We start from the raw sequence: 580 nt of genomic DNA on the forward strand, positions 1-580 counted from the left end.
TGCCGCCGAGCCGCTCGGACGGCTACATCCGGACCTCGGCGAACTCGTGCGTCGGATCGGCGGCCCACAGGCGCGCAACGCCGGCACGATTGGCGGCAACATCGCCAATGGTTCGCCGATCGGCGACACACCACCCGCGCTGATCGCGCTAGGCGCGACACTGACGCTGCGCTGCGGCGACGAGCGCCGCACGCTACCGCTCGAAGATTATTTTATCGCCTACGGTCATCAGGACCGTCAGCCGGGCGAGTTCGTCGAGAGCCTGTTCGTGCCGCGTCCAACATCGACCACGAGGATCGCGATCACGAAGCTCAGCAAACGGTTCGACAGCGACATCTCCGCCGTGCTCGGCGCGTTTGCGATCGATCTCGACGGCGACACCGTGCGAAGTGCGCGGCTCGCATTCGGCGGGATGGCGGCGACCCCGAAGCGCGCGACGAATGCCGAGCAGGCGCTGGTTGGCCAGCCATGGTCGGAGGCGACATTCGAAGCGGCCGCGATGGCGCTTCACGACGACTTCAAACCGCTGACCGACGTTCGCGGATCGAGCGGATATCGCCTGACGGTGGCCGCGAACCTG

The 580-nt window shown here is 66.9% G+C and carries 1 protein-coding gene; it reads left to right on the forward strand.

Annotated elements, in window-relative coordinates:
• On the forward strand, nucleotides 1-580 hold a 580-nt coding region (locus AACY08_RS28195; protein ID WP_339472385.1), incomplete at both ends, for an FAD binding domain-containing protein.

This window comes from Pseudomonas sp. EL_65y_Pfl1_R83, assembly GCF_963970695.1.
Classification (GTDB): Bacteria; Pseudomonadota; Gammaproteobacteria; order Pseudomonadales; family Pseudomonadaceae; genus Aquipseudomonas; species Aquipseudomonas tritici.